Genomic DNA, 25,784 nt, shown 5'->3' with positions numbered 1-25,784 from the left:
CTGGCCCTTCTCAGTGCTGCGGGACCGCGCACCCGTCCGGCCCGCAGGCCTCCGCGCCGCCCTGGTCGATCAGCTTCAGGGGGGAGCGCGCGCCCCAGGCCTGGGTGAGCGCCTGCGTGAACACCTCGGCGGGCTGGGCCCCCGAGACCCCGTACTTCCGGTCGAGGACGAAGAACGGCACCCCGTTGGCGCCGAGCTCCGCGGCCTCGCGCTCGTCGGCGCGCACCTCGTCGGCGTAGCGGGACGGGTCGGCGAGCACCGCGCGCACGGCCGCCGCGTCCAGTCCGGCCTCCACGGCCAGCTCCACGAGCCGGTCCTCGCCCTCGGTGAAGAGGGACCGCTCCTCGGCGAAGTTCGCCCGGTAGAGGATCTGGATCAGCTCGTCCTGACGCCCCTCGTCCTTGGCGAAGTGCAGCAGCCGGTGCAGGTCGAAGGTGTTGCCGTGGTCGCGGCCCCGGGTCAGGTACGCGAGGCCCTCGGACGCGGCCTGCGCGCCCAGGTTCTCCTCGCCCGCCTGGGCCTGGGCCTCGCTCATGCCGTACTTCTTGCTGAGCATGGCCAGCACCGGCTGGACGTCGTCCTTGGCGCGGCCGGGGTCCAGCTCGAAGGAGCGGTGCACGACCTCGACCTCGTCGCGGTGCGGGAAGGCGGCGAGCGCCTTCTCGAAGCGCGCCTTTCCGACATAGCACCAGGGGCAAGCGATATCGGACCAGATCTCGACCCGCATGTTCTCGGCTCTCCAGGTATCGGCAGAAGGTCTTCCAACTGCCTGAACCTTCAAACAGCCTCCGTCATTCCCCTCGTTCCCCGCTCACCGCGTACCGCAGGTAGAGGTGGTGGTCCCCCTCGGCCGGCGGGTGCTCGGAGTCCGGCACCCAGCCCTGGCGGGCGTAGAAGGCCTGAGCCCGCCGGTTGTCCACGTGCACGTCCAGCACGGCGGTCCGTCTGCCCTCGGCCCGCCACTGCTCCAGGCAGGCGGCGTGCAGGGCGGTGCCCGCCCCGGCCCGCCAGTGCCCGGGGTCTACATGGAACTGGAACAGCTCGACCGTTTCGGCACCGGCGCCCTCCGGGGTGCGGAACGAGGCGACCCCGATGACCGCCCCCGCTTCCACCACGCACAGCACCTGCCCGTCCGGCCGCTCGACGGCACCGCGCCAGGCGGCCGTCCAGTCGACGCCGTCATCGGGCAGGCCGTCCGGGTAGTACATCGACCGGGCCCGGTGGTGCAGCGCGGCGATGGTCTCCGCCTCGGCGGACAGGGCGGTACGGATCACCCGCAGCCCCTTCACACGGTCACTGATCACGCAACGGAGGACGTGGCCCCGCCCGCGCCGGTTCCGACCCGGCTGAACTGGGCGCGGTAGGCGCTCGGGGTCAGCCCGGTGCGGCGCACCACGTGGGCACGGAGGGAGTCGGCGGTGCCCAGGCCGCAGGCGGCGGCCACCCGGTCCATCGGCAGCGTGGTGGTCTCCAGCAGCTCCCTGGCCCGCTCGACGCGCTGGTGCAGCAGCCACTGCAGCGGACTGACCCCGCTCTCCGCGTGGAAACGGCGGGTGAGGGTGCGCACCGAGACCCCGGCGTGCCGGGCCAGGTCGGCGAGGGTGAGCGGCTTGTCGAGGTTGCGCATGGCCCAGCCGCGGGTGTCGGAGCAGGCGGTGCCGCGCTCGGGCGGCAGCGGGGTGTGGGTGAACTGGGTCTGCCCGCCCGGCCGTACCGGCGCGACCAGGGCGAGGCGGGCGACCTCGTTGGCGACGGCGGCGCCGTAGTCGGTGCGGATCAGGTGCAGGCACAGGTCGATGCCGGCCGCGTAGCCGGAAGAGGTGAGGAACGGGCCGTCCTGGGCGTAGAGGACGTCGCCCTGGACCTCGACGTCGGGGTGCCGGCGGCGCAGTTCGCCGGCGTGCGTCCAATAGGTGGTCGCCCTGCGGCCCTTGAGCAGTCCGGCCTCGGCGAGCGAGAAGGCGCCGGTGCAGAGGGAGGCGATCCGCACGCCGGCGCCGGCCGCCTCGCGCAGTGCCGTCAGCACCCGGGGATCCGGCGAGTGGAGCTTGCCGGTACCGGCCACGATCACCGTGTCCGCCTCCCGCAGCGCCTCCAGGCCGCACGGGACGTACAGGTCGAGTCCTCCCGTCGTGGGGACCGGGCCGGGGTCGGGCGCGCAGATCACCACTTCGTACCCGGGCCGCCCGTCGACCGTCGCCTTGTCGAACAGCATTTCCGGAATGGCGAGGTTGAACATCGACACGGGCGGGGACGCGACGACCGCGACTCGCAGCATGGCCAGAACCTCCGGATGCATGGCGTTCGGGCCACTACTGTACGCGGCGGCCGATCAGCAGCATGGAGTCATGCCAACCGACCAGACCCCACGGTCCGTCAGGATCGACGGCCAAGAGATCCATGCGGAGAAGGGGGAGGAGGGGCGGAGCCGCGCTCCCGCCCTCACCCTGGCCGCCGCCCTGCTGGGCTTCGCGCTCATCACCCTCGACGCGTCGGTGGTGAACGTGGCCCTGCCCGCGATCGGCTCGGCGCTCGGCGGCGGCCTGTCCGGGCTCCAGTGGACGGTGGACGCCTACACGCTGGCCTTCGCCGCGCTGATGCTCTCCACCGGCGCCTTCGCGGACCGGGCCGGGGCGAGCCGGGCGTACGGCCTCGGCATCGCCGTCTTCACCCTCGCCTCGGCTGCCTGCGGTCTGGCGCCGACCCTCCCGGTGCTGATCGGCGCGCGCGTGGCGCAGGGCGCCGCGGCGGCCGTCGTCCTGCCCGCCTCCCTCTCCCTGGTGCGGCACGCGTACGCCGATCCCGGCAGGCGTACGCGGGCGGTGGCGCTGTGGGGAGCCGGCGGCTCGGTCGCGCTGGCGCTGGGGCCGGTGGCGGGCGGCGCGCTGACCGCGGCCTGGGACTGGCGCGGGATCTTCTTCATCAACCTGCCGCTCGGGGCGGCCGCACTGCTCCTGCTGGTGCGCGCACCGCGCTCGGAGCGCCGCCCCGCCCCGCTGGACCTGCCCGGGCAGCTCACCGCGGTCGTCACGCTGACCGCCCTCACCTTCGCGGTCATCGAGGGCGGTACGACGGGACTCGCGGCCTTCGCCGTGGCGCTGGCCGGCGCCGTCCTGTTCGTCCGCGTCGAGCGCCGGCAGGCGCATCCGGTCGTTCCGCCGGCGCTGTTCCGGGACCGGGCGGTGCGGGTGGCCGTGACGACCGGGGCTGCGTGCAGCGTGGCCTTCTACGGCGTGGTGTTCGTCTTCTCTCTCTTCTTCCAGCAGGTCCAGGGCCGTTCGGCGTTGTACACCGGGCTGCTGTTCCTGCCGATGTCCGGGCTGATCGGCCTGACCAACGTGGTGTCCGGAAAGCTGGCCGCCCGCCACGGGCCACGGCTGCCGATGCTGATCGGCCAGGCACTGGCCGCGGCCGGCCTGCTGGGTCTGCTCGCCGTCGGTTCCGGCACGCCCGCGGCCTGGGTGGCCGTCCTGCTCGTCCCGATGGCCGTCGGCTGCGCGCTGACCGTGCCGCCGCTGACCGTCGTGATGATGGACGCCGTACCTGCCGAGCGAGCCGGTCTGGCGGCCGGGGTGCTCAACGCGGCACGGCAGGTGGCCGGCGGGCTCGGGATCGCGGTGTTCGGCGCCCTGGTCGGCGGCGGCTTCGTGGCCGGGATGCGGGCGAGCCTGGCACTGGCCGCGGCCCTGTTCGCGGTGAGCTTCGTGCTCAGCTTCCGTCGCGCAGGTCGGCCGGCCAGTCGGGTCTGAACTCGATGTGGTCGTAGGTCACCACGCACCCCTCCCCCATCGGCGACTGGGTCATGAAGCCGACCAGCGCGCCCGCCGTCTCCTTCTCACCGCCGAGGGTGAAGAGCCGGACGAAGACCCACTTCTTGCCGTCCCTGGAGGCGTGGAAGGCGAAGGCCCGGCCGGTCCGGCTGATCCGCAGCCAGACCGAACTGCCCTCCACCGTGAAGGCGTTGGCGTCGTCGGAGTGCCCCCGGGTGACCACCGTGCAGACGGTGGGCACGTCCGGGGAGTTCTCCAGGCAGAGCTTGGCCCAGGCCCGGTCGCCGACGTGCACGTACAGCACACCGGCGTCGAAGGCGGCACCGAACCCGACGGTGACCCGGGCGATCAGCTGGAAGTCCCCTTCGGGCGCCCCCAGCAGCCGGGGCGCGTCCGTGGCGGGGTCCAGCGCCTCCCCGGTCGGCGACACGAACCGATCCTGCCGGGCCCCGGCCCACCCGGTGAGCACCCCGTCCTCCTGGAACCAGTGCCCGTCGGGCCCGTAAGTGCGGAGCGGGAAAGGAAGTTCGGGAAGTTCGACGTCCATGGTCGGATTGTGTCAGCAGAACTTCTCGATGCGCGCGCCAGGTCAGCGCGTCCCGAAGGGGGCGCTGGGGGTGCCCCCGGCCGAAGGCTGGGGGAGGAACTGCGCGAGCGACCGCCCGCCGACACTCCCCACGCCCCCACAGCGCTACCGCTCGAGCACTCCGTTGAACCGCCGGGGAAGCCCGAGCGGATTCTCGTCCTTCAACTCCGCCGGCAGCAGAGCAGCGGGTGCCCCCTGGTAGGCCACCGGCCGCAGCCACCGCTCGATGGCCGTACCGCCCACGGAAGTCGACGTGGAGGTGGTGGCCGGGTAGGGGCCGCCATGGTGCTGGGCCGGGGCCACGGCGACCCCCGTCGGCCACCCGTTCACCAGCACGCGGCCCGCCAGCGGCGTCAGCTCCGCCAGGATCTCCGCCCCGAGCCCCTCCCCCGCGGCCTCCTCGGCGGAGACGTGCACCGTCGCCGTGAGGTTCCCCGGCAGCCGGGACAGCACCGCCGTCGCCTCGCCCCGGTCCTCGTAGCGGACCACCACGGTCACCGGCCCGAAGCACTCCTCCAGGAGCAGGTCGTACGCCCCGGCCTCGGCGAGCCGGCCCGCCGGCACCGTCAGGAAACCGGCGCTCACCGTGTGCTCGCCGCCGGCCCCCGGCGTCACCGGGCTCTCCACGTCGGGGAGTTCGGTGCGCTCGGCGACCCCGGCGACGAAGTTGTCCCGCATCCGGTGGTCGAGCAGGACGCCCGCGTCGGTGTTGCTGACCGCGTCCGTGAGGGACTTGACCAGGCCGTCACCGGCGGCGCCGGCCGGCACCAGCACCAGCCCCGGCTTCACGCAGAACTGCCCGACGCCCATGGTCATCGACCCGGCGAGCCCGGTGCCGATCTCCTCGGCCCGCTCGGTGGCCGCAGCCTCCGTGACGAGGACCGGGTTCAGGGAGCCCAGCTCGCCGTGGAAGGGGATCGGCACCGGACGCGCGGCGGCCGCGTCGAAGAGCGCGCGGCCGCCCCGGACGGAACCGGTGAAGCCCGCGGCGGCGATCAGCGGATGCCGGATCAGCTCGAGGCCGGCCTCGAAGCCGTGCACGAGTCCGACGACCGCCTCCGGGATGCCGTGCTCGGCGGCGGCCCGGCGCAGCACCTTCGCCACCAGCTCGGACAGGGCCGGGTGGTCGGGGTGGGCCTTGACCACGACGGGGTTCCCGGCGGCCAGCGCGCTCGCGGTGTCGCCGCCCGCGACGGAGAACGCGAAGGGGAAGTTGGAGGCCGAGTAGACGGCGACGACGCCCAGCGGGACCTTGTAGCGGCGCAGGTCCGGGACGGGCGGGGTGGCGGTGGCGTCGGGGTGGTTGATGATGACGTCGAGGAAGGCGCCCTCGTCGACGATGTCCGCGAACGCCCGCAGCTGGTAGACGGTACGGGCCAGTTCCCCGGTCAGCCGGACGGGGCCGAGCGCGGTCTCCGCGTCGGCGGCCTCGACCAGCCGGTCCTTGGCCGCGTCGAGCCCGGCGGCGGCCGAGCGCAGGAAGGCCGCACGGACGGTGCGGTCGGCGAGGGAGCCACGGGCGGCGTGCGCGGCCGTGACGACGGCGTCGACCTCCTCCGCTGTGGCCTCCACCGCAACCTGTTCACGCTGCTTCCCGGTGCGCGGGTCGACGCTCCAGACTGGTGCTGCTGCCACCGCGGGTCCCTCCATGATTGCGTTCTGCCGCAGTATCCGGATCATATTCAGGTCATATCCGGGTCGTTCACCAGCAACGTTCGATATACTGAACGCTGTCTCTGATGGTGAATATGCTGTTGGAGACTATAACCTCGGTTTCTCGTCCAACGAAGGGGTCAAGGGCGATGTCGGCAGGCGAGACAGGCGGCGGGGCACAGGTCAAGTCCGCGGTGCGGACCGTGGAGTTGCTGGAGTACTTCGCCGGCCGGCCCGGTATGCACTCCCTCGCGGCCGTCCAGGAAGCCGTCGGATATCCCAAGTCCAGCCTCTACATGTTGCTGCGCACCCTGGTGGAGCTGGGCTGGGTGGAGACGGACGCGACCGGCACCCGCTACGGCATCGGGGTGCGGGCGCTGCTGGTCGGCACGTCGTACATCGACGGCGACGAAGTGGTCGCGGCGGCCCGGCCGACCCTGGACCGGCTCTCCGACGACACCACGGAGACCATCCACCTGGCGCGCCTCGACGGCACGAACGTGGTCTACCTGGCCACCCGCCAGTCGCAGCACTACCTGCGCCCCTTCACCCGGGTCGGCCGCCGGCTGCCCGCGCACTCCACCTCGCTCGGCAAGGCGCTGCTCGCCACCCACACCGACGAGCAGGTCCGCAAGCTGCTGCCGGAGACCCTGCCGGCGCTGACCGAGCACACCCTCACCGACCGCGAGAAGCTCATCGAGGAGCTGCACCAGATCCGCGAGCAGGGCTTCGCGATCGACCGCGAGGAGAACACGCTGGGCCTGCGCTGCTTCGGCGTCGCGATCCCCTACCGCACGCCGGCCCGCGACGCGATCAGCTGCTCGGTCCCGGTGGCCCGCCTCACCCCCGGCCACGAGCAGATGATCAAGGACGCCCTGTTCGACGCGCGGGACCGCCTGACGCTGGCCACCCGGCGGCTCTGACCCCGGCGGGGCCCGGCGGCCCGCATGAGCGGACGATGAGAACAAGGCCGTACGGGAACGCGCACCCCCACTTCGTTCGTCTGTCTGAGCGGGATGAACAAGACGATCAGGCGGGCGTCCGTCTTCGCGCTGCTGCTCGTGCTCGCTCTGCTGGTCAGGGCGACATGGGTGCAGTTCTACGACGGCCAGGCCCTCGCGGACGACACGAGAAACCGGCGCAACGTCATCGAGACGTACTCTCAGCCGCTCGGGAACATCATCGTGGCCGGTGAGTCGATCACCGGCTCGGCCGGGACGTCGGGCGGCAGCGACCTCAAGTACAAGCGCACGTACACGAACGGCAAGCTCTACGCGGCGGTGACGGGCTACGCCTCGCAGAGTTATGCCCCGACCCAGCTGGAGGGGATCTACCAGGATCTGCTGAACGGCACCGACAGCAGGCTCAGGACGGTCATGGACACGGTCACCGGGAAGCGTGCCGAACCGGGCGACGTGATCACGACGATCGACCCGGCCGTGCAGAAGGCCGCGTACAGCGCGCTCGGGAACAAGAAGGGCGCGGCGGTCGCGATCGACCCGAGGACCGGCAAGATCCTCGCGGTCGTGTCGACCCCGTCGTACGACCCCTCCTCGCTCACCGACGCCAACAGCGCTGGCACGGCCTGGAAGCAGTTGAACGCCGACAGCGACAAGCCGCTCACCAACCGGGCGCTGCGCCAGCCGCTGCCGCCGGGCTCGACGTTCAAGCTGGTGGTCGCGGCGGCGGCCCTGGAGGACGGCCTCTACGCGAACGCCGACGCCAGGACCGACAGCCCCATCCCGTACACCCTGCCGGGCACGACGACCCCCCTGCGGAACGAGAGCGCCTCGGCGCCCTGCGAGAACGCCTCGATCCGCACGGCCCTGCGCTACTCCTGCAACAACGTCTTCGGGAAGATGGCCGTCGACCTGGGCCAGGACAAGGTCAGGGCGATGGCGGAGAAGTTCGGCTTCAACGACGACAGGCTGGACATCCCGGTGCGCGCCTACGCCAGCGTCTACCCGTCGCACATGGACCAGGCCCAGACCGGCCTCTCCGGCATCGGTCAGTTCGACGTCACGGCGACCCCGCTCCAGATGGCCATGGTGTCGGCCGCGATAGCCAACGGCGGCAAGCTGGTCTCCCCGCACATGGTCTCGCAGATCACCGACAGCGGCGGCGACGTGCTGAAGAACTACGACGACGAGGCGGACAGCAAGGAGATCGTCAGCTCCTCGACCGCGCGGCAGCTGCGGTCCGCGATGGAGACGGTCGTCAAGGAGGGCACGGGCACGAACGCGCTCATCGACGGGGTGACGGTGGGCGGCAAGACGGGCACGGCCCAGCACGGCGAGAACAACAGCAAGACGCCGTACGCCTGGTTCACGTCGTACGGCAAGTCCGACAGCACCGGCAAGGAGGTCGCGGTGGCGGTCCTGGTCGAGCAGTCGGACGCGGCCCGGTCGGAGGTCAGCGGCAACGGGCTGGCGGCGCCGGTGGCGAAGGCGATGATGGAGGCGGCGCTCACATAAGCGCCCCGCAGGGGGCGCGGGAACTGCGCGACCAGCCACGATCACCCGCGGCCGACAGCGCACCCCCGCGCCCCACCCCCTACTTCACCCCCAGCACCTGCTCCACCGGATCGATCGCGAAGTACACCAGGAACAGCGCGGACACGGCCCACAACAGCCAGTTGACCTCCTTCGCCTTCCCCAGCACCGCCTTGATCACGACGTACGCCAGGAAGCCCGCTCCGATGCCGTCGGTGATGGAGTAGGTGAACGGCATCGCGGCGATCGTCAGGAACGCCGGGATCGCGATCTCGTACCGGTCCCAGTCGATGTGCTTGACATGGGTCATCATCAGGAAGCCCACGGCGATCAGCGCGGGCGCCGCCGCCTGCAGCGGGACGATGGTCAGCAGCGGCGTGAGGAAGAGGGCGAGACCGAACAGTCCGCCGGTGATCAGGTTGGCGAACCCGGTGCGGGCCCCCTCGCCCACCCCCGCCGCCGACTCGATGTACGCCGTGTTGGAGGAGGCCGAGCCGAGGCCGCCGGCCACCGCCGCCGCGCCGTCGATGAAGAGCACCCGCCCGATGCCCGGCACCTGCCCCTGCTCGTCGAGCAGCCCGGCCTCCGCGCTGATGCCGACGATCGTGCCCATGGCGTCGAAGAAGTCGGACAGGATCAGGGTGAAGACGAGCAGCACGGCGGTGAGCACGCCGGCCTTGCCGAAGCCGCCGAACAGGCTGAAGTGACCGATGAGCCCGAAGTCGGGCGTGCCCACGACCTTGTCGGGGATCTTCGGCGTGGTCAGGCCCCAGCTCTTGATGTCCGCGGCGGAGTTGATGACGATCGCCACCACGGTCATCGTGACGATGCTGATCAGGATCGCCCCCTTCACCTTCCGCGCGACCAGCGCGATGGTCAGGAGCACGCCGACGCAGAAGACGAGCACGGGCCAGCCGGTGAGCCGTCCGACGGCACCGAGCTGCACCGGCACGGTGGTGTCCGCGGCGTCCGGGATCCGGCTGACGAAGCCCGCGTCGACGAAGCCGATGAACGCGATGAACAGGCCGATGCCGACGCCGATCGCCTGCTTCAGCTGCTGCGGGATGGCGTTCATGATGGCCTCGCGCAGGCCGGTCAGGACGAGCACACAGATCAGCAGGCCTTCGAGGACGACCAGGCCCATCGCGTCGGACCAGCTCATCAGCGGCGCCAGCTGGAAGGCCACGACGGCGTTGAGGCCGAGTCCGGCCGCGATGGCGAGGGGCAGGTTGCCGCCGACGCCCATGATGACCGTCATCACACAGGCCACCAGCGCGGTGGCGGTGACGAGTTGGCCGGTGTCGAGGGTGTGGCCGAACTTGTCCTTGGCGCTGCCGAGGATGATGGGGTTCAGGACAAGGATGTAGGCCATGGTGAAGAACGTGGCGAAGCCGCCACGTATCTCCCGGCCGAAGGTGGATCCTCGTTCGGAGATCCTGAAGAACCGGTCGACGCCGTTCCCGGCAGGCGGCGCGGCCCCCTGCGGCGGGGCCGCCTTCTGCGTCTCGGACATGGTCGAACTCCTCGTCCCCAGAGCGTGCGTGTGCGGATGCTGGCTGGATTGTTCCCGCGTCGAACCTGTTTCAGGTTTTCCCTGTGTTACGGAATCAGCAGCTGCCGCAGATCCCGGCGGGCCACTGCCCTGCGGGACGCTCGGAGCCGTCGGCCTTCACCTTCTCGCCGCTGCGGGCCTTGAGCGGGACGCGGTTCGAAGCGGCGCCGCTCACCGTCGACTTGAGGGTGGCGGTGGGTGGCGGCCTGGGCACCGCCGCTCGACAGGCCGAGACGGACGCCGCCCGCACCCGCGGCGACGCGTCCTCGACGTGGGTGACGTGCGGGACGTGTCCGACCTGGGAGCGAAACGGGCCGGAGGGGCCGCCCCGGCCCGTTTCTGTCCCCCAGTCGCCGCGGCGGCCGGAAAGGGTTGCCGTCTTCCTCGACTACGACACGAAGTACGTCGGGTTCGGCAGCTTGTACGTGCGGTCCGCGTGGCCGCCGTCCAGGTCCGAGTACTGGTCGCCGAAGTTGGCGACGATGTCGTACCCGAGGTCCGTCTCGATGTGCTTGCGGGTGCCGGACTTGTACTGCACGGTCGTGCAGGTCCAGCTGCCCGCGGTGGCGCAGCCGCTCAGGTAGGACGGCGGGTTGGCCGCGTCCTTGAGGAACATGTGCGCGCTGTCGAGGTTGACGTCGGCACCGATCTTCTTCAGGTTCTCGACCGCGGCGGTGCGCTGCGCCTCGCTGAGGCCGGAGTTGTAGAAGACCTCCACGCCCGCCTTCGCCGCGTACTGCACGAGCTCGGCGCTGCCGAAGACACCCGGGCGGTCGGCCTTGTTGACGTAGGCCGCCCAGGTGGCGCTGTTGTACGTGTAGTTGTAGCGCTTCTCGTAGTCCAGGCTGAGCAGCAGCGTGTCGTCGATGTCGAAGACGACCGCGGGCTTCTCGCCCTTGCGGTGCGCCTTGCGCGCGGCCCGGTCGATGTAGCGCTCGGCGTCCGCGTCGATGCGCGCCAGGTCCTTGGCGTACGGGCTGGTCGGCGAGGCCTGGTAGACGCCGTTGGCGTCGGCGGCGGTGCCGTAGTAGGTGTCGATGTCCTTCACCAGGAGCCCGATGTTGTACGGCTCGTGGGTGGAGTTCGCGGTCGACTGGCCGGCCGTGGCAGCACCGGCGCCGTAGAGGGCACCGCCGGCGAGCGCACAGGCAGCGGTGACAGCGACTGCTCTGAGTGGTTTCCGCATGTAATCTCCGCGTCTGGGTGGGAAGGTGTTGCACCAGCTCACGCAATGTCTACGCGCATCACACGAAATTCGGCACGCCTGTTATCTGATTGATACTCACCACGGGCCGTACGACTGGTCGGTCGTACGGACTCCGCCGCGGGGCTCCCCCGCCCTCCCCACCCGCCTGTACCCCGTGGCACAGGACACGCGCATGACAGGATTGCGCCGCGGAAAGCTCAGGGAAGTCATAGAGGCGCCCATGATTGCCGCGAAGGGATGACCCGTGACGTCCACCGCGCCTCCCCCCATACCCCGCGCCGCAGGATCGTTTCCGTTCATCGGCCACGCGTTGAAGATGCGCGACAACCTCGGCTTCATCGACTCGCTGCGCGAGACACGGGAGCCGCTCGTGGAGATCGTCCTGCAACCCGGGACGCGCACCATCGTGGTCCAGGACCCGGCCCTGATCCACCAGATGCTCAAGGCCCTGGGGCCCACCCTCGACAAGGGCCGGCTCTACGACAAGCTGGGCCAGCTGCTGGGCGACAGTGTCGTCACCGCCGTCGGCCGGAACCACGTACGCAAGCGCCGCCAGCTGCAACCGGCGTTCGCCCACACCGAGATCAGCCGGTACGTCGACATCATGCGCGGCGAGGTGACGGCCACGGTCGCCCGCTGGGAGCCCGGGCGGACCCTCGACGTACGCGAGGCGATGGTCGGGCTCAGCCTCGACATGCTGGCCAAGACCGTGTTCGCCGGCAGCCTCGACGACGCCGTCTTCCGCCGGCTGCGCAGCGACCTGTCGGTGGTGCTGAACGACGTGGGTGTCCGCATCATGGTGCCCGACTGGGCCGAACGCCTGCCGCTGCCCTTCAACCGCCGCTTCGACCGGGCCCGGGACGGCGTACGCGCCACCATCACCACGGCCGTCGACGATCTGCAGGCCTCCGGGCACGACACCGGGGACATGCTGTCCATGCTGCTGCGCGCCGTCGACGAGGAGACCGGCGAGCCGCTGACCGGGCATCAGATCTGCTCCGAGATCCTCACCCTGGCCGTCGCGGGCACCGAGACCACGGCGTCGGTACTGTCCTGGACCCTCTACGAACTCGCCCGCAACCCCGATGTCGAGGCCCGGATCCTGGCCGAGCTGGACGAGGTCCTCGGCGAACGGCCGGTCGCCTTCGACGACGTGCCCCGGCTGCCGTACCTGAACCGGGTGATCACCGAGTCCCTGCGGCTGCACCACCCCGGCTGGCTGGTCACCCGCCGCACCACCGAGGAGACCCGGCTCGGCGACTGGACCCTGCCCGCCGGCACCGAACTGGCCTACTGCCAGCACGCCCTGCACCGCGACCCCGAGCGCTTCCCCGACCCGCAGGCCTTCTCCCCGGACCGGTGGGCGGACCCCGCGCAGGAGCTTCCGCCGGGCGCGTTCCTGCCCTTCGGGGACGGCAAGCACAAGTGCATGGGGGACCGTCTCGCCCTCACCGAGATGGTCACGGCGCTCGCGACGATGCTGCGTTCGGTACGGCTGGAACTCTCCGAGGGCCAGGTCATCCGCCAGGTGGCCCGGCTCACCGTCAGGCCGCACACCCTGCGGATGACCGTCCGCCCCCGGATCCGTGCCGGAGCCGGGGCCGGCCTCTAGCGCGTGCTTCCTCGGCGGGTCGGCCGACCGGCCCGCCGGGGCATCCCCGCGGTCGTCCCGGAGCCGACGGCGGCCAAGGAGAAGGCGTGGGCGGCGTCCGGGGCCTCGCTGCTGATGCGGCTCCGGCTCACCGGGAAGCCGTGCGGGTGGGCGACGGCCGCCGACGGGGCGAGGACGAACCCCTACGCGGCGCCCGTCAGGTCGGTCCGGTTCAGGGTGCGGAGGTGGCAGCCCTCGTACCCGGCCGTGGGCCGCCCGAAGACGAAGTCGACGTCACTCTCGACACTCTCGACGTGGCGGCGGCGTGCGAAGTACTGGCGGGCGAGGACCTCCGGGACCGTCGAGCCGGCGGATTGTCGGTGCGGACACCGCCGTTGTCGTCCCAGAAGGTGATCGTGCCCTCCCGGAGCCCTCGCCGCCCTTGTCGCCCTGGTCGCCCTGGTCGCCCTGGTCGCCCCGGTCGCCCCGGTCGCCCTGGTCGCCCGCGGATGCTGCCGTTCATCGATCGGCTCTTCTGTCCGGGTCAGCAGGGAGTGACGCGGAAGTGCGGGGAGGCGGCGGCCCCGGCGTCCGCGGCACCCGGCCGACGGTCGCCCCTCATCGGCTCATCTCCTCGGGCGGGGCCCAGGGGGCGCCCAGTTCGGAGTAGAGGGAGAGGGTGTCGGCGCCGGCCGCGACCAGGGCGTCGATGCCGGTCACGACCCGGCGGCCGTCCTCGGGCAGGCGGTGCCAGGCGCCGGCGGGCAGCGCGGCCGGGTCGCCGGCCAGACGAATCGCTTCGACGACCTTCATGAAGGCGCCGGTCGCGTCCGGCTCCACCAGCAGGGCCGCGCCGGTGGTGAGGTGGTCGGCGAGGTTCTCCAGCAGGTCCGTGCTGCCGTACTCGGTCTCCTCCGGGCCGTGGCCGGCCCGCTGCACCAGCACCCGGTCCTGCTTGTACCAGTGGGTGATCCGGCCGCCGGTGCCGTGCACCACGACGTACGGGTCCCCCGGTTCCTCGGCGCAGAGCGTGGCCGCGACCGTGACCGGGCCGCGCGGGGTGGTGACGCGGACGCAGGAGGTGTCGTCGGACTCGATGTCGTTGGCGCGCAGCAACTCGGTCTCGATGCCGGTGACGTCCTCGGCGCGGTCCGTGCCGAGCAGGGCGAGGCCGGTGGCGACGGCGTGCGCGAGGGGGTTGGTGAGGACCCCGTCGACGACGTCGACGCCGTTCAGCCGCCGCTTGCCGGCCCAGGGCGCCCGCCGGTAGTAGGCCTCGGGGCGGGCCCAGGCGCCCGCGCCGCCCACGCCCAGCACGTCGCCGACGGCGCCCTCCTCGATCAGCCGCCGGATCGCGGGCACGGCGTGCGAGCCGAGCGACTGGAAGCCGATCTGGCAGGCCACGCCCGCCTTCGCGACCCCGTCGGCCATCCGCCGGAACTCGGCGTACGACGGCGCGGGCGGCTTCTCCAGGAGCAGGTGCACGCCCCGCTCGGCGGCCGTCAGGGCGAGGTCCGTGTGGGTGGGGATGGGCGTGCAGATCACGGCGATCCGGGCGCCGGTCGTATCGAGAAGGGCGCCGAAGTCCGCCGACTGGGCGGGCTGCCCGAGCCCCTTAGGCAGCTCGTCGGCGCCCAGCGGGGTCAGCTCGCAGATCCCGGCGAGGCGTACGACCCCCTTCTCCTGGAGCCGGCGGATGTTCTCCAGGTGCCATCGGCCGTGGCCGCGCGCCCCCGCCAGTACGAGGTCGATGGGCGAAGAGTTCACAGCGTCCTCCCTGCGTCGTCGATCATTGCGAGCAGAGTAAGCGTTTTCTCCGGTCCGCCCGCGAGGTGTCTCATGCCTTCACCGCCCCCGCGCCGAAGCCGGTGATCAGCCGCTTCTGGACGAAGGTGAAGACGATCACGAGCAGCGGCGGGACGAGGACGGGGAAGGCCGTGAGCCGGGTGCAGCCGGCGGCCCAAGCGGCCTCCTCCGGGGAGTACGGCACGTTGCCCAGGCGGCCTCCTCCGGGGAGTACGGCACGTTCCTGATGAAGCCGCTGATTCAGGATCACCGGCCGGGGTCAGCCCGCGTACGGGTCCGGCACTTCTCCCGGCCGGGCCAGGAACTCGAAGTCGCAGCCGGTGTCGGCCTGGGTGATCTGCTGGTCGTAGAGGGCGCCGTACCCGCGTCGGTACCGCACGGGCGGCGGCGACCACGCGGCCCGCCGCCGCGCCAGCTCCGCTTCCTCCACGTCGAGTCGCAGGGTGCGGGCCGCGACGTCCAGGGTGATGGGGTCCCCGGTGCGGACCAGGGCGAGCGGACCGCCGACGTACGCCTCGGGGGCGACGTGCAGCACGCAGGCGCCGTAACTGGTGCCGCTCATCCGGGCGTCGGAGATCCGCACCATGTCCCGCACGCCCTGCTTGAGGAGGTGGTCGGGGATGGGCAGCATGCCGTACTCGGGCATGCCGGGGCCGCCCCTGGGGCCGACGTTGCGCAGGACGAGCACGCTGTCGGCGGTGATCCCGAGGGAGGGGTCGTCGATGGTGCGCTGCATGGTCCGGTAGTCGTCGAAGACGACGGCGGGACCCGTGTGCTCGAGCAGCCGCGGTTCGGCGGCGATGTGCTTGATGACCGCGCCGTCCGGGCAGAGGTTGCCGCGCAGCACGGCGACCCCGCCCTCGGCGGCCACCGGGTTGCCGCGGGTCCTGATGACGTCGTCGTCGTGCACCCGGGCGCCGGCGAGCTGCTCGCGGTAGGTGTCGTACGACACCGTCGGCCGGTCGAGGTGGAGCAGGTCGGGGATGCGGGAGAGGAAGCCGGGGAGGCCGCCCGCGAAGTGGAAGTCCTCCATGAGGTACCGCTGCCCGCCGGGGCGGACGTCGGCGAGGACGGGCACGGTGCGCGCGATGCGGTCGAAGTCGTCGAGGGTGAGGCGCACACCCGCCCGGCCGGCCATGGCGATGAGGTGGATGACGGCGTTGGTGGAGCCGCCGAGCCCCAGGACGGTGGTGACCGCGTCCTCGAAGGCGTCGCGGGTGAGCAGCTCGGACAGCCTCCGGTCCCGGTGCACGAGTTCGACGATCCGCATCCCCGCCCGGGCGGCCATCCGGTCGTGCCCGGAGTCGACGGCCGGGATGCTGGACGCGCCCGGGACGGTCACGCCGAGCGCCTCGGCGGCGGCGGTGAGGGTGGAGGCCGTCCCCATGGTCATGCAGTGGCCGGGCGAACGGGCCAGTCCGCTCTCCAGCTCCGTCATCTCGCAGTCGCCGATGAGCCCGGCGCGCCTGTCGTCCCAGTACTTCCACATGTCGGTGCCGGAACCGAGGACCTCGCCCCGCCAGTGGCCCGGGAGCATGGGCCCGGCCGGCACGAAGACGGCCGGCAGGTCCACCGAGGCCGCGCCCATCAGGAGGGCCGGGGTGGACTTGTCGCAGCCGCCCATCAGCACGGCCCCGTCGACCGGGTACGACCGCAGCAGCTCCTCCGTCTCCATGGCGAGGAGGTTGCGGTAGAGCATCGGGGTCGGCTTCTGGAAGGTCTCCGAGAGGGTGGCGACCGGGAACTCCAGCGGGAACCCGCCCGCCTGCCACACTCCCCGCTTGACCGCCTGCGCCCGCTCACGGAGGTGCGCATGACAGGGATTGATGTCCGACCAGGTGTTGAGGACGGCGATGACCGGCTTGCCGAGGTGCTCCTCGGGGAGGTAGCCGAGCTGGCGGGTACGGGCGCGGTGACTGAAGGAGCGGAGCCCTTCGGTGCCGTACCACTGGTGGCTCCGCAGCTCCTCGGGCCGCCTGCGCGGGGCGCTCCCACCGGGGCTCACAGCGACCACCCGGCGGCTATGGCGGCTACCTCCGCGCGCCGTTCCTCGGGCAGCTGCCTGCTGGGCGGGCGGACGTCGCGGCGGCAGAGGCCGAGGGCGGCCAGGGCCTCCTTGACGACGGTGACGTTGTCGGCTGAGCCGTCCGCGGCCCGGAGTTCCTCGAACCGGCGGATCCGTTCCCAGACCTTCATGGCGGCCGGGTAGTCACCGGATCGAAGCGCTTCGATCATGGTCAGCGAAACGGCCGGCGCGACGTTCACGAGGCCGGAGGTGAAGCCGGTGGCGCCGGCCGAGAAGTAGGAGGGTGCGTAGGGCTCGGCGAGCCCGGCGACCCAGACGAACCGGTCGAGCCCCGCGTCCCGGGCGAAGGCGGCGAACTTGGCGGCGTCCGGGACGGCGTACTTGACACCGATCACGTTGGGGCAGGCGTCCGCGAGTTCGGCGAGCCGGGCGCCGGGGAGCTGGGGGTTGCGGATGTACGGGACGACACCGAGCTCGGGGACGGCCGCGGCGACGGCCCGGTGGTAGTCGACCCAGCCCGCCTGCGACACGTACGGATGCACGGGCTGATGGACCATCACCATCTGCGCGCCGTGCTCGCGGGCGTGCCGGGCGCCGGCGACGGCGGTCGCGATGTCGTGCCCGACCCCGGCCAGGACGGCCGCCCGGTCCCCGGCCTCGTCGAGGGTCAGCTCGGTGACCAGCTGCCGCTCCTGCGGGGCGAGGGCGTAGAACTCACCGGTGTTGCCGTTGGGGGTGAGGGTGCGGACGCCGCCGTCGAGGAGCCGGCGCAGCAGGGCCCGGTGGGCGTCCTGGTCGACGCCGCCGTCCGCGGCGAACGGGGTCACCGGGATGGCCACCACGTCGGCCAGCGCCGCCCGTTGGCTCTCGAACAGCACGCTGCTCATTCCTGGCCTTCCTGTTCCGCGTGGCCTGCCGCCCGGGGAAACGCCCGGTCGACGAAGGACGCGATGTGGGTGTGCAGGGCGCGGGCGGCACCGTCGGCGTCACCGTCCAGCGCCAGCCGCAGGATCTCCCGGTGCTCACCGGCCTCCTGCTCCCAGGATGGGGAGGCGGCCCAGGCGACCGCGGAGACGAGGGCGGCCTGGTCGCGGACCTCGTCGAGCATCCGGCCGAGGAGCGGGTTGCCGCACGGGAGGTAGAGGGCGCGGTGGAAGTCGCGGTTGGCGAGGGAGCGTTCGGCGGTGTCGGTGGCGTCGCCGGCACGGGTGAGGGCGTCCCGGGCGGCGTCGAGGGAGGCGCCTCGCCGGACGGCCCGCCGCAGCGCCTCGGGTTCCAGGAGCAGCCGCACGTCGTAGACCTCCCGCGCCATGTCCGCGTCCACCCTGCGCACCGTGACGCCCTTGTACTGGCTCATCACGACCAGCCCGGTCCCGGCGAGGGTCTTGAGCGCCTCCCGCACGGGCGTCTTGGACACCCCGAACTGCGCGGCGAGCTCGGTCTCCACCAGGGCCTGACCGGGCGTCAGCCGCCCTGTCAGGATGCGGTGCTTGATCGCGTCCAGCACGAACTGCGTCCGCGACGGAATCGGCACGGGCACAGAGGTCATGCGCGCCTCCCGGGGTCACGTGTCAGGTGCGGGGCCTGATCTGACGTATCTGATCTCGCGTATCGCGTCTCATATATGACGTATGAGGGACGACGCGGATGAAGGTAGGAGGACGGCCGAGTTTCGTCAATGCCCCTGACAGAGAACGCGGTTGGTGGAAGGGAGCCCGGATCGTGAGGTCGGCGGCGGGCCGCCGCCGGACTGCGGGTGGACCACTTCCGCCAGGAGGAGGTGCGCGGGCCGACGAGCTGTCCCCGGGCGAGATGCTGAGCACCCCCGAGCGGAGCCTGCGGCCGTGGGTGGCGGATCGGGGCGGGGAGGTCCGCGAGCAGTGACGCGGCCCCGGCCGCCGCCGTCCCGGAGCCCCCTCGCCTCGCGGGTGGCGAGCCGCAGGTTCCCGTGCTGGACGGCGGGGCCGTCGTACAGGGGGCGGAAGTCGAGGATCCCGCTCAGGAAGCCCGGGCCGGGGAGGCCGAAGAAGCCCGCCGGCGTGCCGCGCACTCCCGCGGCGCGTGGACCGGGACCGGTGCGGCCGAGGTCAGGCCGCCGAAGGCGTACGCGTACGCGGCGGCCGGCGGATCCGCGCTGCGGTCCGCGTGCAGGTGCGAGAGCCGGATCGCGGTGAGCCGCGCCGGATCAGTGTGCCGCCGCGACTCCGCGAAGGTCCCGGTGCCGGCGTCCACCCACACCTCCGCACCGCCGCCCCGCCGCCCCGCACCAGGTAACCGGAGCGCGGGCGGCCGGGCCGAGGGCAGGGGGCGGCGGTGCCGAGGACGATGAGGCTCACGGGCATGGCGAGGAGAGTACGGATCCGGGTCCCCGACCGCTCACCGTTCGCGCCCCTTTACGGCCTCCACTCCGGGTCCCGCCCGCTCAGCCCCACCGCCCGGTCCAGCAACCGCGCGCCCTCCGGCACCGGCACGCGGGGACCGAACGGGCCGCGGTCGCCGTCCGCCGCCAGCCGCAGGAAGCCGTACGCCGCCTCCAGGGCCGTGGGATCGGGGACGTACTCCTGGCCGGTCGCGCGGGCCAGGTCCCAGCCATGGATCACCAGTTCGTCGGTGGCGACCACGGCCGCCACCCCGCCGGGCAGGTCGATCCCGCCCGCGCGCGTCATGCCGTCCCAGGCGGACGGGTCCCGCCAGGCCTCCGCCAGCGCGTCCAGTGCCTTGGGCAGCTCCTGCCGCCAGTCCGGTCCGAGGACGGGCAGCGCCGCGCCCGGGCGGTGGTCGGTGGTCGCCCCCAGCTCCTTGCGGGCCGCGTCCCGGAAGGCCACGGACAGGCCCGCCACATGCCCCAGCAGGTGGCGGACGGCGTAGTCAGGACAGGGCGTCGTCAGCGCGAGCTGCCCGTCCGTCACCCGCTCCGCGAGCTCCGCCACGATCCTCGTCTGCGGGCCGAGGTCGATCATGGTCGTGCCAGTCATCGTGCTGCCTCCCGGTGCGTCGTCGCCTTCAGGAGGTGGACCGCACGGCCTTGCGAAACTCATCGGTCCGCCACACCGACACCCCGCCCAGGAAGCACCACAGCGCGATCACCGGGTCGCAGAGCGCGCACCCGAACGACGAGTCGAGGAAGAACGGGATCAGCGGCGAGCCCTTGATGTCGTGGACGACGTCCCACGCGGTGTGCAGGAGCCAGCCGACGCCGACGAAGGTCCAGGAGTCCAGGCCCCGGTAGGCGACGTACGTGGCCAGTGCGGTGAACGCGAACTCCCAGCCGCCCAGGCCACCGCCGCTCAGGTACGCGGCACCCGCGCCGCCGACCGTCACCGCGTTGAGGCGGCGCCGGTGCGGTTCGCGGACGAGGGACATGAGCAGGACGTAGCCGAGGCCGATGAGGATCGGTGCGATGTAACGCATGGGGCCGACGGTAGGGTCGCGGCCGCCAACGCCCCATGGGTCCCGGCGACAGGGTCCGACGGATTCCCGCCGGGCGGCCCACAGGAGGGGGGTCCCGCCCTGGCCCGCGCCTGCGTCGCCTGCCTGGTTCTAAGGCACCTTCCCGATCCCCCCGCCCCCGTCTTAGACCCACGATGAGCAGGCATGACGACCAGCACCTCCTGGGCCGCGGCCCGCCAGCTCCGCGACCGCAACGCGGCCCTGTACCTCACCGGCGTCGTGGTGTCCGGCTTCGGCACCTCCGCGCTCTGGCTCGTGTCCGGCGTCTGGGTCAAGGGCCTCACCGGCTCCGACGGCCTGGCCGCCCTGTGCACCGCCGCGCTCTGGGCCCCCACCCTCCTCGGCCCCGCGCTCGGCACCCTCGCCGACCGCGTGCGCCGCAAACCCCTGGTGGTCCGCGCGAACCTCGCGCTCGCGCTGCTCCTGCTGCCGCTCTGGACGGTTCGCTCCGCCGCCTCCGTGTGGCTGCTCTTCGCCGTCCTCGTCCTCTACGGCGCGGCGGGCGTCGTCGAGGACGCGGCGAACTCCGCGCTGGTCGTCGCCGCCGTCGACCCGGCGCTCCTCGGTGACTTCAACGGGCTGCGGATGACCGCCCGTGAGGGCATGAAGCTGGTCGCCCCGCTGACCGGCGCCGCGCTGTACACGGCGTACGGCGGGCCGGCCGTGGCGCTGCTGGACGCCTGCACCTTCGTGCTGGCGGCGGGGCTGTGCGCGCTGCTCCGGGTGCGGGAGGAGCGGCCCGGACGGGCACCGCGCGGCAGGTGGCGCGAGCAGACCGCCGAAGGGGTCCGGCTGATCCGGGCGAACCCGGCCGTGCGCTCGCTGGTGCGGGCCGGCGGCGCCACGATGTGCCTCGCCTCGCTCGGCAGCGGCCTGAACTACGCCGTCGTGGCCGCCCTCGGTCACTCCCCCGCCTATCTGGGGGTGCTGTACGCCGTCCAGGGCCTCGGCTCGGTGGGCGTCGGGCTGGTCTCGGGACCCGCGCTGCGGCGGCTCGGGGAGCGGCGGTTCGCGGCGTGCGGGATCGCGCTGACGGGGGTGGCGGTGGCGGGGCGGGCGGTGCCATGTGACCTATCACTGCTCGCCTGCAGCCTGGCCGGTGGTCTCGGCCTCCCCTGTGTCCTGATCGCCGCCTACACCGCCGTACAGCGCGGGATCCCGGCCGCCGCGCTGGGGCGGGCGACCGCGACGGCCGACACGCTGATGTTCACACCGAACGTGCTCGGACTGGCCGTCGGGGCCGCCCTCGTCGAACTCGTCGACCACCGGCTGCTGTTGCCCGTGTTCGGCGGGGCGCTGCTGCTCACCGCCGGGGCACTGGGTCAGCGCAGTGCCTCCCGCACCGCGGCCAGGTCGCCGTCGGACGCCAACCCGGCGTGATAGAGCCGCAGTTCGGTCGCGCCCTGCGCCCGGGCGCGGTCCGCGTCGGCCGCGAGGGTCGCGGGGCTGCCGCCCATGCCGGAGACCACCGTGAAGTTGGCGGCCAGGACGGTGTCCGCGCGCGCGTGTGCGGCGAAGGGCGCGAGCAGGGCCGTACCGGCCGCGCAGGGGACCACGACGCCGTCCGCGACGGAGAGGATCCAGGCCGGGTCCACCCCGACGTTGGCTCCGCAGTGGTACGTCACCGGGTCGGCGTGCAGGAGCACCTGGAAGCCTTCGGGGGCCGCCGCCCGGACGGCGGTCACGGCCGCCTCCTGGAGCGTGCGGGCCTGTCCGTCGCGCCACGCGCGCGTGGCCGCCGCGACCGGCTCGCCGAGCAGCTTCTCCACCGTCGGCCAGCCGGCGTCGTCGCCCCTGCCCCGCCACAGCGGCTCCAGGGCCTCCCGTACGGCGATGGCCAGTTCGTCGGCGTCCAGGCCCTGTACGCCGTACCCGGCCCGGCACGCGGGGCAGAAGCACAGCGCCATCAGGTACTGGCCGGCGTCGCCGAGGCCGACCCCGGCGGTCTTGTCGTGGGCGTGCAGGTGCTGGAGGCCGTACCAGCCGAGGGACTCCAGTTCGGTGCCGGCCGCGCCGGGGCGGACGGCGGCCTCGGCGGCGAGGTCGGCCAGGTAGGCGCGCGTGGCGGGCTGGGCGATGCAGGGTGCCCAGGGGTAGCGGTCGCCGTAGGCGTTGACGACGGAGGTGTCCGGGTGCTCGGCGCCCAGGCGGGAGTTGTGGGCGAGGATCACCCAGGTGTGGACTTCGAGGCCGGCGCCGCGCAGGGCGTCGGCCGCTTCGCCGTGGGCGTCGCCGGGGGCCCAGTCGCCGGCCGGGTGGGGGCGCAGCTCGCGGCCCGTCCAGCGGTCGGCGTCGGCCGGGTAGTAGACGGCGGCGTGTTCGGCGGTGACGATGCGGTGGCGGGGGTGGCGGGGGGTCAGGGCGCGGGTGGAGTGGTAGGCGGAGGCCAGGGTCACCTGGTCGACGCCGAGTGCGGCGATGCGCTCCGGGGCGGCGGGGTCCCCGTTGACGTCCCAGGGGTACACGAACGCCGACGTCTTCAGCCGCCCCGGGCTGCTCGCTCCGGGGTGCGTCACGCGCCCTCCTCCAGCAGTGCGTACCCGCGCTCGATTAGCTGGGCGAGCTGCTTCACGTGGTCCTCGGCCGGCTCGTGCAGCGGGGGGCGGACCTCGCCGACGTCCAGGCCGCGCAGCCGTACTCCCGCCTTGACCAGCGAGACGGCGTAGCCCCGGCCCTGGGCGCGGAGTTCGACGAACGGGCGGTAGAAGCCGTCCAGCAGGCGCTCGGCCGTCGCCCGGTCGCCCTCGCGCAGGGCGGCGTGGAAGGCGAGGGCGATCTCGGGGACGAAGCAGAAGACGGCGGAGGAGTAGAGGTCGATGCCGATGGCCTGGTAGGCGAGCTGGGTCTGCTCGGCGGTGGGCAGGCCGTTGAAGTAGAGGAAGTCGCCGGGGGCCTCGGTGCGGACGGCGCTGACGATGCGCTGCATGAGGTCCAGGTCGCCGAGGCCGTCCTTGAAGCCGATGACGCCCTCGGTGCGGGCGAGTTCGACGACGGTGGGCGGGGCGAACACGGCGTTGTCGCGCTGGTAGACGATCACGGGGAGACCGGTGGCCGCCGCCACCTCGCGGTAGTGCCGGAGCAGGCCCTCCTGGCCGGCGACGACCAGGTAGGGCGGCATGGCGAGGAGGCCGTCGGCGCCGGCGGCCTCGGCGAGACGCGCGTAGCGTACGGCGAGTGCGGTGCCGTAGCCGGCGCCGGCCACCACCGGTACCCGCCCGCCGGCCGCTTCCACGGCCGCGCCCACGCAGGTCTCGAACTCCTCCGGGAGCAGCGCGTGGAACTCCCCGGTGCCGCAGCAGGCGAAGACGGCGGCGGCACCGGCCTCGACCCCGCGGCGGACGTGCTCGCGGTAGGCGTCGAGGTCGAGGGAGCCGTCGGGGCCGTAGGCGGTGACGGGGAAGAAGAGCGGCCCGCGCGGGTCACGGAGCCGGGCGGCGAGAGGGGCTGGCGTCACGGGCGCTCCCTGTCGAGGCGGTCGACGCAGATCGTGTTGCTGATGCATGTCCCTGATCGGCGTCCATATTCATGAACGCGACCACGTTACGAGGCGCCCTTGGGGCCGGTCAAGGCGGCAAACGACCAACAGTCGAGCGGATTGCCGCACTCCACGGCACACTTGACTCGGCGCGCCGCAGCTCCCTAGCGTGTCCATGAATGTGAATGCCAGACACGTACGCGACCGGAGTCGATCCAAGGAGACCGTGCATGCCCACGCCCCGCACGCTACTGCTCACCGGTGCCGCCGGCGGACTCGGCACCCTGATGCGGTCCTTGCTCCCGGAGTACGGCTACGAGCTGCGCCTGTTCGACGTGCGCCCGGTCGAGGGCGCACCGGAGGCGATCACCGCCGACCTGGGCGACAAGGACGCGCTGCGGGCCGCCGTACAGGGCGTGGACGCGGTACTGCACCTGGCGGGGATCTCCCTGGAAGCACCGTTCGAGAAGATCCTCCGCTCGAACATCGAGGGCACCTACAACCTGTACGAGGCCGCGCGCGAGGCCGGCGTGCCGCGCATCGTCTTCGCCTCCTCCAACCACGCCGTCGGCTTCACCCCGGCCCCGCGCGCCGGCGATCCGCTGATCCCGGTCGCCACCCCGCGCCGCCCGGACACCTTCTACGGCCTGTCCAAGTCGTTCGGCGAGGACCTCGCCCAGCTGTACTGGGACAAGCACGGCCTGGAGACGGTCTCCGTCCGCATCGGCTCCTGCTTCGCCGAGCCGGCCGACGTGCGGATGCTCTCGGTGTGGATGAGCCCCGCCGACGGCGCGCGCCTCTTCCACGCGGCGCTGACCGCCGAGGAGGTCGGCCACACCGTCGTCTACGGCTCGTCGGCCAACACCCGGCTGTGGTGGGACCTGAGCACCGCGCGGGCGCTCGGTTACGAGCCGCAGGACGACTCCGAGCGGTTCGCCGAGAAGCTGATCGCCGAGCACGGCGAACTGGACCCGGAGAAGCCGGCCCACACCCACCTCGGCGGCCGGTTCGTCGACGACCCGCCTGTCTGGCCGTACTGAGCGACGGGCCGGGCGGCGGAAAACGATCGCTCACGGCGGCGGGCGGGCACCGAACGGGCCCGCCCGCCGCCGTGTTCGGGCATCCCGGGCGCCCGCTCCCACCCCTGCCGGCACAGCCGCGCAGGTCCGAGGCGGGCACCGCGCCCGGCAAACGGGCGCAGGCGGGCAGTATCGGGCCCGCAACAGGCCTGGTCAGCCTCGCACACCCGCTGTAGAACTTGCTGCATGGCCCGAACGGGCAGCTCCACGCAGCCGCACGCGCAACCACGCGCCTCCCCGCGGCTCCGTGCGGTTCCACAAGGAAGTGGGTGACGGGATGAGCACGCAGACGGCGGAGGAACGCCAGCGCGAGATCGTGCGGGCCGCGCGCGCCACGGGCTCCGTCGACGTCACCGCGCTCGCCGACGCCCTGGGCGTGGCCAAGGAGACCATCCGGCGCGACCTGCGCGCCCTGGAGGACCACGGCCTGGTGCGCCGTACCCACGGGGGCGCGTATCCCGTCGAGAGCGCCGGTTTCGAGACCACGCTCGCCTTCCGGTCGACCAGCCACGTGCCGGAGAAGCGGCGGATCGCGTCGGCCGCCGCCGAGTTGCTGGGCGACGCCGAGACCGTCTTCGTCGACGAGGGCTTCACCCCCCAGCTCATCGCCGAGGCACTGCCGACGGACCGGCCGCTGACCGTGGTGACGGCGTCGCTGCCGGTCGCGGGCGCGCTGGCCGAGGCGGAGAACATGTCGGTCCTGCTGCTGGGCGGCCGGGTCCGGGCCGGCACGCTGGCCACCGTCGACCACTGGACGACGAAGATGCTCGCCGGTTTCGTCCTCGATCTCGCCTACATCGGTGCCAACGGCATCTCGCGCGAGCACGGGCTGACCACCCCGGACCCCGCCGTCGGCGAGGTCAAGGCGCAGGCCGTCCGGGCCGCGCGCCGGACGGTCTTCGCGGGCGTGCACACCAAGTTCGGAGCCGTCAGTTTCTGCCGCTTCGCCGAGGTCGGCGCCCTGGAGTCGATCGTGACGAGCACCCTGCTGCCCACGGCCGAGGCCCACCGCTACTCCCTGCTGGGCCCGCAGGTCATCCGGGTCTGACCCACCATCACCCTCCCCCGAGGGCTCTCCACACCTCTTGATGCCCCAT

At 72.6% G+C, this 25,784-nt stretch carries 24 protein-coding genes and 1 pseudogene; 7 read left to right on the top strand and 18 right to left on the bottom strand.

Annotated features, from left to right (window positions below; all coding sequences use genetic code 11):
* Positions 1–10 precede the first annotated feature (10 nt).
* The 3 genes from BLW82_RS32935 to BLW82_RS32925 form a co-directional block, all read right to left on the bottom strand.
* A complete protein-coding gene (locus BLW82_RS32935; protein WP_093504626.1) occupies positions 11–727 on the bottom strand; it encodes a DsbA family oxidoreductase in 717 nt (238 codons plus the stop codon).
* A gap of 64 nt (positions 728–791) precedes the next feature.
* A complete protein-coding gene (locus BLW82_RS32930; protein WP_177233152.1) occupies positions 792–1,304 on the bottom strand; it encodes a GNAT family N-acetyltransferase in 513 nt (170 codons plus the stop codon).
* Positions 1,301–2,278: a GlxA family transcriptional regulator gene (locus BLW82_RS32925; protein WP_093504624.1), complete on the bottom strand. Its 978-nt coding sequence runs from the start codon at positions 2,276–2,278 to the stop codon at positions 1,301–1,303. Before BLW82_RS32925 ends, BLW82_RS32930 begins: the two co-directional genes overlap by 4 nt.
* Before the next feature lie 70 nt (positions 2,279–2,348).
* Here BLW82_RS32925 and BLW82_RS32920 point away from each other — a divergent pair, with 70 nt between their 5' ends.
* Entirely contained in the window at positions 2,349–3,749 is a 1,401-nt protein-coding gene (locus tag BLW82_RS32920; protein WP_093504622.1) for an MFS transporter, read from the top strand.
* On the opposite strand, the gene BLW82_RS32915 is transcribed toward BLW82_RS32920, so the two are convergent.
* Complete coding sequence (locus BLW82_RS32915) at positions 3,709–4,317, bottom strand: DUF1349 domain-containing protein (protein WP_093504620.1); 609 nt, start codon at positions 4,315–4,317, stop codon at positions 3,709–3,711. The genes BLW82_RS32920 and BLW82_RS32915 overlap by 41 nt on opposite strands.
* 144 nt (positions 4,318–4,461) lie before the next feature.
* Positions 4,462–5,991: an aldehyde dehydrogenase (NADP(+)) gene (locus tag BLW82_RS32910; RefSeq protein ID WP_093508402.1), complete on the bottom strand. Its 1,530-nt coding sequence runs from the start codon at positions 5,989–5,991 to the stop codon at positions 4,462–4,464.
* A gap of 167 nt (positions 5,992–6,158) precedes the next feature.
* Here BLW82_RS32910 and BLW82_RS32905 point away from each other — a divergent pair, with 167 nt between their 5' ends.
* Positions 6,159–6,932 carry an IclR family transcriptional regulator gene (locus BLW82_RS32905; RefSeq protein ID WP_093504618.1) on the top strand — a complete coding sequence of 258 codons (774 nt, stop codon included), beginning with the start codon at positions 6,159–6,161 and terminating at the stop codon, positions 6,930–6,932.
* A gap of 93 nt (positions 6,933–7,025) precedes the next feature.
* Positions 7,026–8,483, top strand: coding sequence for a peptidoglycan D,D-transpeptidase FtsI family protein (locus BLW82_RS32900; RefSeq protein ID WP_093504616.1), 1,458 nt, complete (start codon positions 7,026–7,028; stop codon positions 8,481–8,483).
* Between the two features lie 79 nt (positions 8,484–8,562).
* Here BLW82_RS32900 and BLW82_RS32895 read toward each other — a convergent pair whose 3' ends face one another.
* The 3 genes from BLW82_RS32895 to BLW82_RS32890 all read right to left on the bottom strand — a co-directional run bounded on the left by BLW82_RS32895 (position 8,563) and on the right by BLW82_RS32890 (position 11,239).
* Complete coding sequence (locus BLW82_RS32895; RefSeq protein ID WP_093504614.1) at positions 8,563–10,014, bottom strand: NCS2 family permease; 1,452 nt, start codon at positions 10,012–10,014, stop codon at positions 8,563–8,565.
* A gap of 94 nt (positions 10,015–10,108) precedes the next feature.
* Entirely contained in the window at positions 10,109–10,267 is a 159-nt protein-coding gene (locus tag BLW82_RS44675) for a hypothetical protein (RefSeq protein WP_177233151.1), read from the bottom strand.
* 174 nt (positions 10,268–10,441) lie between these two features.
* Complete coding sequence (locus BLW82_RS32890; protein ID WP_093504612.1) at positions 10,442–11,239, bottom strand: HAD family acid phosphatase; 798 nt, start codon at positions 11,237–11,239, stop codon at positions 10,442–10,444.
* A gap of 265 nt (positions 11,240–11,504) precedes the next feature.
* Between BLW82_RS32890 and BLW82_RS32885 the strand changes: the two genes are divergently transcribed.
* The gene (locus BLW82_RS32885) at positions 11,505–12,872 is read left to right on the top strand and encodes a cytochrome P450 (RefSeq protein ID WP_093504610.1); all 1,368 of its coding nucleotides are present in this window, start codon (positions 11,505–11,507) and stop codon (positions 12,870–12,872) included.
* 597 nt (positions 12,873–13,469) lie between these two features.
* Here the strand turns inward: BLW82_RS32885 and BLW82_RS32880 are convergent.
* The 8 genes and pseudogenes from BLW82_RS32880 to BLW82_RS32845 form a co-directional block, all read right to left on the bottom strand.
* Complete coding sequence (locus tag BLW82_RS32880) at positions 13,470–14,618, bottom strand: Gfo/Idh/MocA family protein (protein ID WP_093504608.1); 1,149 nt, start codon at positions 14,616–14,618, stop codon at positions 13,470–13,472.
* A 70-nt stretch (positions 14,619–14,688) separates the two neighbouring features.
* A complete protein-coding gene (locus tag BLW82_RS32875) occupies positions 14,689–14,841 on the bottom strand; it encodes a hypothetical protein (protein WP_177232772.1) in 153 nt (50 codons plus the stop codon).
* 75 nt (positions 14,842–14,916) lie between these two features.
* Positions 14,917–16,662 carry an L-arabinonate dehydratase gene (gene araD, locus BLW82_RS32870; RefSeq protein WP_093508401.1) on the bottom strand — a complete coding sequence of 582 codons (1,746 nt, stop codon included), beginning with the start codon at positions 16,660–16,662 and terminating at the stop codon, positions 14,917–14,919.
* Positions 16,659–17,570: a dihydrodipicolinate synthase family protein gene (locus tag BLW82_RS32865; RefSeq protein WP_093504604.1), complete on the bottom strand. Its 912-nt coding sequence runs from the start codon at positions 17,568–17,570 to the stop codon at positions 16,659–16,661. Before BLW82_RS32865 ends, araD begins: the two co-directional genes overlap by 4 nt.
* Positions 17,567–18,232, bottom strand: coding sequence for a GntR family transcriptional regulator (locus BLW82_RS32860; protein WP_093504602.1), 666 nt, complete (start codon positions 18,230–18,232; stop codon positions 17,567–17,569). The genes BLW82_RS32865 and BLW82_RS32860 overlap by 4 nt, the downstream gene beginning before the upstream one ends.
* Before the next feature lie 357 nt (positions 18,233–18,589).
* A pseudogene (locus BLW82_RS32855) lies at positions 18,590–19,025 on the bottom strand (MBL fold metallo-hydrolase); the annotation flags it as partial.
* A gap of 51 nt (positions 19,026–19,076) precedes the next feature.
* Positions 19,077–19,658 carry a TIGR03086 family metal-binding protein gene (locus tag BLW82_RS32850; protein ID WP_093504600.1) on the bottom strand — a complete coding sequence of 194 codons (582 nt, stop codon included), beginning with the start codon at positions 19,656–19,658 and terminating at the stop codon, positions 19,077–19,079.
* Positions 19,659–19,686: 28 nt separating this feature from the next.
* Complete coding sequence (locus BLW82_RS32845; protein ID WP_093504598.1) at positions 19,687–20,094, bottom strand: DUF6010 family protein; 408 nt, start codon at positions 20,092–20,094, stop codon at positions 19,687–19,689.
* A 183-nt stretch (positions 20,095–20,277) separates the two neighbouring features.
* On the opposite strand from BLW82_RS32845, the gene BLW82_RS32840 reads away from it, so the two are divergent.
* Entirely contained in the window at positions 20,278–21,513 is a 1,236-nt protein-coding gene (locus BLW82_RS32840; protein ID WP_093504596.1) for an MFS transporter, read from the top strand.
* Here the strand turns inward: BLW82_RS32840 and BLW82_RS32835 are convergent.
* Positions 21,456–22,616, bottom strand: coding sequence for a hypothetical protein (locus tag BLW82_RS32835; protein ID WP_093508400.1), 1,161 nt, complete (start codon positions 22,614–22,616; stop codon positions 21,456–21,458). The two genes, BLW82_RS32840 and BLW82_RS32835, sit on opposite strands and share 58 nt — an antisense overlap.
* 29 nt (positions 22,617–22,645) lie before the next feature.
* Entirely contained in the window at positions 22,646–23,587 is a 942-nt protein-coding gene (locus BLW82_RS32830; protein ID WP_093504594.1) for a 5-dehydro-4-deoxyglucarate dehydratase, read from the bottom strand.
* Between the two features lie 251 nt (positions 23,588–23,838).
* Between BLW82_RS32830 and BLW82_RS32825 the strand changes: the two genes are divergently transcribed.
* Positions 23,839–24,648, top strand: coding sequence for an NAD-dependent epimerase/dehydratase family protein (locus tag BLW82_RS32825; RefSeq protein WP_093504592.1), 810 nt, complete (start codon positions 23,839–23,841; stop codon positions 24,646–24,648).
* 316 nt (positions 24,649–24,964) lie between these two features.
* A complete protein-coding gene (locus BLW82_RS32820; RefSeq protein WP_093504590.1) occupies positions 24,965–25,735 on the top strand; it encodes a DeoR/GlpR family DNA-binding transcription regulator in 771 nt (256 codons plus the stop codon).
* Positions 25,736–25,784 lie beyond the last annotated feature (49 nt).

The organism is Streptomyces sp. Ag109_O5-10, assembly GCF_900105755.1.
Classification (GTDB): Bacteria; Actinomycetota; Actinomycetes; order Streptomycetales; family Streptomycetaceae; genus Streptomyces.
Note: the sequence above shows the minus strand (reverse complement) of the source record. Positions and strands in the feature narration are given on the sequence as shown.

Bases quoted from the DNA above. Each gene is read 5' to 3' on its own strand.
- BLW82_RS32935 (WP_093504626.1), bottom strand. From the start codon at position 727: ATGCGGGTCGAGATCTGGTCCGATATCGCTTGCCCCTGGTGCTATGTC.
- BLW82_RS32925 (WP_093504624.1), bottom strand. From the start codon at position 2,278: ATGCTGCGAGTCGCGGTCGTCGCGTCCCCGCCCGTGTCGATGTTCAAC.
- BLW82_RS32920 (WP_093504622.1), top strand. From the start codon at position 2,349: ATGCCAACCGACCAGACCCCACGGTCCGTCAGGATCGACGGCCAAGAG.
- BLW82_RS32915 (WP_093504620.1), bottom strand. From the start codon at position 4,317: ATGGACGTCGAACTTCCCGAACTTCCTTTCCCGCTCCGCACTTACGGG.
- BLW82_RS32905 (WP_093504618.1), top strand. From the start codon at position 6,159: ATGTCGGCAGGCGAGACAGGCGGCGGGGCACAGGTCAAGTCCGCGGTG.
- BLW82_RS32900 (WP_093504616.1), top strand. From the start codon at position 7,026: ATGAACAAGACGATCAGGCGGGCGTCCGTCTTCGCGCTGCTGCTCGTG.
- BLW82_RS32895 (WP_093504614.1), bottom strand. From the start codon at position 10,014: ATGTCCGAGACGCAGAAGGCGGCCCCGCCGCAGGGGGCCGCGCCGCCT.
- BLW82_RS32890 (WP_093504612.1), bottom strand. From the start codon at position 11,239: ATGCGGAAACCACTCAGAGCAGTCGCTGTCACCGCTGCCTGTGCGCTC.
- BLW82_RS32865 (WP_093504604.1), bottom strand. From the start codon at position 17,570: ATGAGCAGCGTGCTGTTCGAGAGCCAACGGGCGGCGCTGGCCGACGTG.
- BLW82_RS32860 (WP_093504602.1), bottom strand. From the start codon at position 18,232: ATGACCTCTGTGCCCGTGCCGATTCCGTCGCGGACGCAGTTCGTGCTG.
- BLW82_RS32850 (WP_093504600.1), bottom strand. From the start codon at position 19,658: ATGACTGGCACGACCATGATCGACCTCGGCCCGCAGACGAGGATCGTG.
- BLW82_RS32845 (WP_093504598.1), bottom strand. From the start codon at position 20,094: ATGCGTTACATCGCACCGATCCTCATCGGCCTCGGCTACGTCCTGCTC.
- BLW82_RS32840 (WP_093504596.1), top strand. From the start codon at position 20,278: ATGACGACCAGCACCTCCTGGGCCGCGGCCCGCCAGCTCCGCGACCGC.
- BLW82_RS32825 (WP_093504592.1), top strand. From the start codon at position 23,839: ATGCCCACGCCCCGCACGCTACTGCTCACCGGTGCCGCCGGCGGACTC.
- BLW82_RS32820 (WP_093504590.1), top strand. From the start codon at position 24,965: ATGAGCACGCAGACGGCGGAGGAACGCCAGCGCGAGATCGTGCGGGCC.